A 6998-nucleotide genomic window follows, 5' to 3' on the forward strand; every position below is an offset into this window, starting at 1 on the left:
GTAATGTCGTCGCCGGCTCGCCCGGACCGGGACTAGGAGACGAGAAAAGTCTTGAGGCGGGCCCAGGCGTCCGCCTTCTCGCCGAAGCTGCGCGCCGCGTGGGCGGGGCTGGACGAGGGCAGGGCGATCGTCGGCGCCCGCTCGCCGATCAGCCGCGCGCCGAGCTTCGCCGCCGTGCCGCCGTTGAAGGCGACGCACCGCAGCGCCGGCAAGGTCTCGATCAGCTTCAAGAGGTCGTTGGCCGCCGGATCGCGAATAGCCGCGTCCAGACTGCCCTCGCGCTTGGCCTCGGCGATCACGTCCCATAGGCCGACGCCGTGCTCGAGCAGCGTCGCCAGCCGCGCCTCGTAGGCCAGCGGCGTAAGCGGCGCGTCGATCACGCCTTCCATCAGCCGCCAGAAGGCGTTCCGTGGATTGCCGTAGTATTGCCTGATCGCGAGCGAGGCCTCGCCGGGCAGGCTGCCCAGCACGAGAACACGGGTGTTCGCGTCGACGACCGGTGGGAAGCCGCGCTTAGCCGCCAATGGGGGCGCCGGCGCCATTGGGCGGATCGTTGCGCAGCCAGCCGGTGACCGTCAGGCGCGGGGCGCCGGCATAGGGCGCGACCGGGGCCACCGAATGTTGCTGGGGCACCTTGAACAGGGTCAGGACATTGAACGCCGGCGCGAAGCCGCGCGCCACGTCGCCGTGATCGTCGTGGAACAGCAGTTGGCCGCCCCAGTCCGGCCGCCACTGGCGGGTGAGGCCCAGGGTATAGGCGGCCAGGCGCTCGCCGACGCCGGTGTCGTCGTGCTGGGTCAGAAAGTCGCCCGGGCGGTAGCAGGTCGCCTGGCCGTCGATCTTGGTGATCCCCGCCTCGCCGGTGACGGCGGCGCCGAAGGCGATGAACTCGGGACTGTTCAGGAACGCCGTCAGGGCGTGGATCGGATGGCCCGGGTCGCGGCCTTCGACATAGGCGTTGATCATCGGATAGCCGAGATAGACATAGGCGAAGCCGGTGCGGGCGCGGACCGTGGCCGCGTACAGCTTGCCCGCCACGACCTGATCGCCCAGCTCGGCCCGGCGGGCGCGGGTGATGACCTCGGCCCCGCCGTGTTCATCCGAGCAGATGATGTCCCAGTCGATGGTCTGTTCGAGAATGCCGGCCAGGCGATCGACGACCGCCGCCTCGAACGCCTCGGGAATACGCACCAGGCCGTCGCGCGCATAGGCTTGCGCGAAGACCGCCGGATCCAGCGCCGGATTGAGGCGGAGAACCGGCGGTTCGCTCATGCTTAGGCCTGCTCGCCGAAGACGCGCTTGAAGATCACGTCGACATTCTTGGTGTGGTAGCCGTAGTCGAACAGCTCCTCGAGCACGGTGTCCGACAGGGCCTTGGACACGACGGGATCGGCCTTCAGGAAGTCGATGAACCGGCCTTCGCCGCGCCAGACCTTCATGGCGTTGCCCTGCACGGCGGCGTAGGCGTCTTCGCGGGAGACGCCTTCCTGAGTCAGGGCCAGCATGACGCGCTGCGAGAAGACCAGGCCCCCCAGCTTGTCCAGGTTCTTGGCCATGTTGTCGGGATAGATGTTGAAGCGCTCGATGACGCCGGCCAGGCGGCGCAGGGCGAAGTCGAGGTGGATGGTGGCGTCGGGGCCGATGCCGCGCTCGACCGACGAGTGGCTGATGTCGCGCTCATGCCAGAGGGCGACGTTCTCCATCGCCGGGACCACGGCCGAGCGGACCAGGCGGGCCAGGCCCGTCAGGTTTTCGGTCAGGATCGGGTTGCGCTTGTGCGGCATGGCCGACGAGCCCTTCTGGCCCGGATCGAACGGCTCTTCGGCTTCCAGGACCTCGGTGCGCTGCAGGTGGCGGATCTCGGTGGCCAGGCGCTCGACCGACGAGGCCACGACGCCGAGGGCCGCGAAATAGGCCGCGTGGCGGTCGCGCGGGATCACCTGGGTCGAGACCGGCTCGACCGCCAGGCCCATCTTGTCGGCCACGTGCTGCTCGACGCGTGGGTCGACATTGGCGAAGGTGCCGACGGCGCCCGAGATCGCGCAGGTGGCGATCTCGAACCTGGCCATGGCCAGGCGTTCCTTGGCGCGCTGGAACTCGGCGTAGTAGCCGGCCAGCTTCAGGCCGAAGGTGATCGGTTCGGCGTGGATGCCGTGGCTGCGGCCGACGCAGACGGTCATCTTGTGCTCGAGCGCCCGGCGCTTCAGGGCGGCCAAAACGAGGTCGACGTCTTCCAGCAGCAGGTCGGTGGCCTTGCTGAGCTGCACGGCGAAGCAGGTGTCCAGGACGTCCGAGCTGGTCATGCCCTGGTGCAGGAAACGGGCTTCGGGGCCGACGATCTCGGCCACGTGGGTCAGGAAGGCGATCACGTCGTGCTTGGTGACGCGCTCGATCTCGTCGATGCGGTCGCTGTCCCAGACCGCGTCGCGGCCCTTTTCCCAGATCGTCTCGGCGGCGAGCTTCGGGATGGTCCCGATCTCGGCCATGGCGTCGGCGGCGTGGGCCTCGATCTCGAACCAGATCTTGTACTTGGTCTGGCTGGACCAGATGGCGGCGGCTTCGGGGCGGGCGTAGCGGCTGATCATGGGCGGGCGTTTCGGCCCGCCCGCCCCGGGAGTCAAGGGAAGAGGCTTATTACTTACGCCGCTTCGCGCGACTTCATGTGCTTGACCATGCCGATGGCGGCCAGGGCGTAGTGGACGCCGGCCCAGGCGTAGAAACACAGCGAGATGATGATTCCCTGCTGGCTGGACAGGGCCAGGGTCGAGCGGCACTGCGCCGCCAGTTCGGGCGCCGAGCCCTTGGGCGCGATGCCGCCGGGGCAGGTCGCCGCGAAGCTCTGGCCGCCTTCGACGCCAAACGAGCCCAGCAGGCTGTGGACCACGCCGGCCGCGTCCGGGGTGTTGAAGTGGTACTGCGCCAGGTGGTCGATCAGCCAGCCGGTGAAGACCGGCCCGCCGCCCAGGGCGATCAGGTTCAGGAAGAAGAACAGCAGGGCCGTGGCCGTGGCCCGGCGGCGCGGCTCCACCGAGTTCTGGACCACGGCGAAGGTCGGGGCCAGGTAGACATAGTGGAAGATGCCGGGGATCAGCAGGATCATCGCCGTCGCCTGCCAGTCGCTCTGCAGATAGGCGAGGATGTAGATCGGCGTGCAGATGATCAGGCCGATGGCGGGGACCCAGGCGTACCACTTGACGCTGCGCTTGCCGGCCCAGTCGCTCAAGAAGCCGCCGACCAGGGTGCCGACGCCGGCCGAGAAGCCGCCGATCAGGCCGGTGATCAGGCCCACCTGAGCCAGGCCCAGGCCGAAGGCGCGCACGAAGTAGGACGGCACGAAGGCGCCTGAACCGTAGGAGCCGAACGAGGCGATGGTCACGCCCAGCACCATGTGCAGGACGGGCCACTTGAAGAACAGGATCTTGAAGACCGCCCACAGCTCGGAGAACTCGTTGGCCATGGAGAAGGCCGGCTTGGGCGCGGGCTCGACCACGAGGTTCTCGGGTTCGATCGGGCGCTCGACGATCTCGGAATGGCCGCGCGGCGGCTCCTTGATCACCAGCTTGACGATCAGGGCCAGGATCACGCCGGGCAGGCCGACGATGACGAAGGCCACCCGCCAACTGAACTCCTGGGCCAGCCAGCCGCCGGCCACCGCGCCGAACATGGTGCCCAGGGGGATGCCGAACGAATAGATCGACAGGGCCGAGGCGCGCTTCTTGGGCTCGTAATAGTCGCTGATCAGCGAGTGGCTGGGCGGCGAGCAGCCGGCCTCGCCGACGCCGACGCCGAAGCGGAACAGGGCCAGCTGGGCGAAGCTCGTCGCCGCGCCGCACAGGGCGGTGAAGCCCGACCAGACGACCAGCGACAGCGAGATGATGGTCACGCGGTTCCAGCGCTCGGCCAGACGCGCGATGGGAATGCCGAGCAGGGTGTAGAGCAGGGCGAAGTAGAGGCCGCCCAGCAAGCCCAGCTGGGTGTCGGTCAGCTTCAGGTCGACCTTGATGGCCTGACCGATGGTGGCGATGATCGTCCGGTCGATGAAGTTGAAGGTGTAGGTGGCCAGCAGCAGCCCCAGCACCGTCGCCTTGTAGCCATTCGAATAAAGCGGCCGTTCGCCGCCGGACGCACGCGCGTCGGCCATACTGACTCTCTCCCTTCAAACATTTGTTCTAATTGTTTGAGGGGACTGTGACGGAGCGGAAGCCAAAGCGCCAGAGGCTAAATTCCGGGCCCTTGGCGCTCTGGGAATCAGGCGACCATCTCCTCGCGGATGCTGTTGCGGGCGGCCCAGAACAGGCCGAAGGCGGCCAAGCCCAGCGTGGCGGAGACGATCAGCGCCCAGCGGACGCCCTGCGCCTCGCCCAGGCCCATCTGACCGGCCAGCACGTCGCTCAGGAGGCCGACGGCCACCGGTCCCAGGCCCAGGCCGATCAGGTTGATGATCAGCAGCAGTACCGCGGAGGCGGTGGCCCGCATGTGGGGTTCGACGATGCTCTGAGCCGTGGCGTAGACTGGGCCGTACCACAGGGTGGCCAGCAGGGCGTTGATCGATAGAAAGCCGATCGCGTGCATCGGCGCGTCCAGGCTGACGGCGGTGATGAAGATGGGAATGGTCACCAGCGACGCTAAGGCCGGGACCATGACATAGGCCCGCAGGTCACGGGCCCCCAGGCGGTCGGCCAGGACGCCGCCCAGCCAGGCCCCGACCACGCCGGCGGTGCCGCCGATCAGGCCCAGCGCCAGGCCCAGGAAGCCGGCGGACTTCAGGCCAAAGCCGGCGGCCAACTGGGCGATCTCGGGTCCATGGTTGCGAAAGAAGAACGAGGCGATGAAGGGCGCGTAACCGTAACCGATGAAAGCTTTGATCGAGGCGGCCAGGGCCACCAGCCAGAAGGTCTTCTTGGTCGCCAGCACCGCAATGGCGGCGGCGAAGCTGATCTGCGAGCTCGCGCGGGCGGCGATGTCGGCGGCCAACTGGCGGCGCGGCTCCACCAGGGTGAAGGCCGCGACCAGGGCGAAGATCACGCCCGGCGCGCCGGCCACCATGAAGGCCGCGCGCCAGCCATAGGCGTCAGCGACCAGGCCGCCCATGGCCATGCCGGCCAGGGTGCCCAGGGGCGTGCCGATCGAATAGAAGGCGATGGCGCTGGCCCGCTTCTCGCGCGGCACGTAGTCGGTGATCAGCGAGTGGGCGGGCGGCGTGCAGCCGGCCTCGCCGACCCCGACGCCGATCCGCGCCAGGATCAGCTGCCAGAAGTTCTGGGTGAAGCCGCACAGCACGGTGAACGCGCTCCACGCGGCCACCGAGGCGCCAATGATGAAGGGCCGGTTCTTGGTCTCGGCCAGGCGAGCGATCGGGATGCCCAGCACGGTGTAGAAGATGGCGAAGGCCAGGCCCGTCATCATGCCCAGCTGCCAGTCGGCCAGGCCAAGGTCGCGCTTGATCGGCTCGGCCAGGATGTTGACCACCTGCCGGTCCAGGAAGTTCAGGGTGTAGATGATCAGCAGCACCCATAGGGCGTACCGGCGATAACCCGTCGAAACGGGATTGATGACCGGTGACGGTGTAGCCGCTTCCGCCATGAGCGCTCTTCCTCGAACAGTTGTTCTAATCGTTGAGGCCACCTTAGACGCAGGGTAAGCCGGGCGGCAATCGCATCAGGGAGCGCGCGCCATGGAACTCGTGATCGGCACCAAGAAGTGGTCCAGCTGGTCGTTGCGGCCGTGGCTGGCGCTGAAGCGCACCGGCGCGCCGTTCCGGGAGATCGAGATCCAGCTGCGTCAGGGCGCGGCCAGCGACGCGGCCATCGCGGCGCACTCGCCCAGCCGGCAGGTGCCGGTGCTGAAGGTCGGCGACCTGACGATCTGGGACTCGCTGGCCATCTGCGAATACCTGGCCGAGACCTATCCCGACGCCAAGCTGTGGCCGGCCGACCCGACCTTGCGCGCCCTGGCCCGTTCGGCGGCGGCCGAGATGCATGGCGGCTTCCAGGCCCTGCGCGGCGAATGCCCGATGGCGCTGGAGGAGGCGCCCCACGCGCTCGACATCTCCGAGGCCGCGCGGAAGAACGTCCGCACGATCGTCGAGCGCTGGAACCAGCTGCTGGCGAAGTCCGGAGGGCCGTTCCTGCTGGGCGACTGGTCGATCGCCGACGCCTTCTACGCGCCGGTGGCGACGCGCTTCCGCACCTACGGGATCAAGCCCGCGGACTACGGCGACACCGGAACGGCGCAAGCCTACGCCGAGCGCCTGCTGACGACGCCGGAGTTCCTGGAGTGGGAGCGCGCTTCGCTGGCCTAGAGGCCCGCCGGCGCCCCGTTGGTGACCGGCGGCGGCTTGCAGCGGCCGGCGCGGGCCTGGACCACGTAGAACAGCGCGCGACCCTGGGCGAAGCTGCTGTGCTCGGCCAGCGGGTTGGTCGGCTGGCCGGTGGTCAGGCTCAGGGCCTGCTCGCCGCTATTGGCGGTCTGGCCTAGCGAGGCCTGGTTCCAGCGGCTGAGCACCGGGGCGCAGGCGGCCACGACCGCCTCCGCCACGATCTCGGCGCCGTCCTTGGAGCCGGCCAGGCTGTAGGCCCAGCGGCGGGCGCACTCGTCGACCGGCGTCGACGGATCCGAAGCCGCCGTGGCGCCAGGACCTGCGTTGTTGCGGAAGTCGGCGCAGATCTTCGGGTTGGACATGGCCTCATGCCCGTTTTCACAGGCGGCCAGGGCGAGGGTGGCGAGGGCCAGGGCGGCCATCACGGGCTTGCGGATCATCGTTTTGATTCCGTTCTAGCGGGGGCAGATCTGGACGGGGCGCTGGGCCAGGCGGCCGCGCTCGTCGTAGTAGGAGATCGTCGCGTTGCGGCACGTCCCGCCGGTCGGCGCGGTGGCCGAGACCTGCTGGAAGGTCCCGTCGCGGACTTCGCCGGTCGCGACCGGGTTGCCCATGTGGTCGTAGTAGACCTGACGGACGGGCGCCGGCCGGGCCGGGGGCGCCAAGAGGGGGCGAGGGA

Annotated in this window: 7 protein-coding genes and 1 pseudogene; 1 reads left to right on the plus strand and 7 read right to left on the minus strand. The window is 68.8% G+C overall.

What is annotated here, in order from left to right; genetic code table 11:
- Positions 1 to 32: 32 nt before the first annotated feature.
- The 5 genes from AC1RNC_RS02210 to AC1RNC_RS02230 all read right to left on the minus strand — a co-directional run bounded on the left by AC1RNC_RS02210 (position 33) and on the right by AC1RNC_RS02230 (position 5583).
- Positions 33 to 542, minus strand: coding sequence for a DNA-deoxyinosine glycosylase (locus AC1RNC_RS02210; protein WP_492883347.1), 510 nt, complete (start codon positions 540 to 542; stop codon positions 33 to 35).
- Positions 514 to 1272, minus strand: a complete 759-nt coding sequence (locus AC1RNC_RS02215; protein WP_492883349.1) for a 2OG-Fe(II) oxygenase family protein — start codon at positions 1270 to 1272, stop codon at positions 514 to 516. Before AC1RNC_RS02215 ends, AC1RNC_RS02210 begins: the two co-directional genes overlap by 29 nt.
- A 2-nt stretch (positions 1273 to 1274) precedes the next feature.
- Positions 1275 to 2585, minus strand: coding sequence for an adenylosuccinate lyase (purB, locus tag AC1RNC_RS02220; RefSeq protein ID WP_492883351.1), 1311 nt, complete (start codon positions 2583 to 2585; stop codon positions 1275 to 1277).
- Positions 2586 to 2638: 53 nt separating this feature from the next.
- Positions 2639 to 4141, minus strand: coding sequence for a spinster family MFS transporter (locus AC1RNC_RS02225; protein WP_492883353.1), 1503 nt, complete (start codon positions 4139 to 4141; stop codon positions 2639 to 2641).
- Between the two features lie 107 nt (positions 4142 to 4248).
- A complete protein-coding gene (locus AC1RNC_RS02230; RefSeq protein WP_492883355.1) occupies positions 4249 to 5583 on the minus strand; it encodes a spinster family MFS transporter in 1335 nt (444 codons plus the stop codon).
- 91 nt (positions 5584 to 5674) lie between these two features.
- Between AC1RNC_RS02230 and AC1RNC_RS02235 the strand changes: the two genes are divergently transcribed.
- The gene (locus AC1RNC_RS02235; RefSeq protein ID WP_492883357.1) at positions 5675 to 6301 is read left to right on the plus strand and encodes a glutathione S-transferase family protein; all 627 of its coding nucleotides are present in this window, start codon (positions 5675 to 5677) and stop codon (positions 6299 to 6301) included.
- Here AC1RNC_RS02235 and AC1RNC_RS02240 read toward each other — a convergent pair.
- Both AC1RNC_RS02240 and AC1RNC_RS02245 read right to left on the minus strand, forming a co-directional pair.
- Positions 6298 to 6759 carry a hypothetical protein gene (locus tag AC1RNC_RS02240; RefSeq protein WP_492883359.1) on the minus strand — a complete coding sequence of 154 codons (462 nt, stop codon included), beginning with the start codon at positions 6757 to 6759 and terminating at the stop codon, positions 6298 to 6300. The two genes, AC1RNC_RS02235 and AC1RNC_RS02240, sit on opposite strands and share 4 nt — an antisense overlap.
- Positions 6760 to 6774: 15 nt before the next feature.
- Positions 6775 to 6998, minus strand: a pseudogene (locus AC1RNC_RS02245) (hypothetical protein); the annotation flags it as partial.

Source organism: Caulobacter sp. GW822-FHT01G02 (assembly GCF_058802865.1).

Bases quoted from the DNA above. Each gene is read 5' to 3' on its own strand.
- AC1RNC_RS02210 (WP_492883347.1), bottom strand. From the start codon at position 542: ATGGCGCCGGCGCCCCCATTGGCGGCTAAGCGCGGCTTCCCACCGGTC.
- AC1RNC_RS02215 (WP_492883349.1), bottom strand. From the start codon at position 1,272: ATGAGCGAACCGCCGGTTCTCCGCCTCAATCCGGCGCTGGATCCGGCG.
- purB (WP_492883351.1), bottom strand. From the start codon at position 2,585: ATGATCAGCCGCTACGCCCGCCCCGAAGCCGCCGCCATCTGGTCCAGC.
- AC1RNC_RS02225 (WP_492883353.1), bottom strand. From the start codon at position 4,141: ATGGCCGACGCGCGTGCGTCCGGCGGCGAACGGCCGCTTTATTCGAAT.
- AC1RNC_RS02230 (WP_492883355.1), bottom strand. From the start codon at position 5,583: ATGGCGGAAGCGGCTACACCGTCACCGGTCATCAATCCCGTTTCGACG.
- AC1RNC_RS02235 (WP_492883357.1), top strand. From the start codon at position 5,675: ATGGAACTCGTGATCGGCACCAAGAAGTGGTCCAGCTGGTCGTTGCGG.
- AC1RNC_RS02240 (WP_492883359.1), bottom strand. From the start codon at position 6,759: ATGATCCGCAAGCCCGTGATGGCCGCCCTGGCCCTCGCCACCCTCGCC.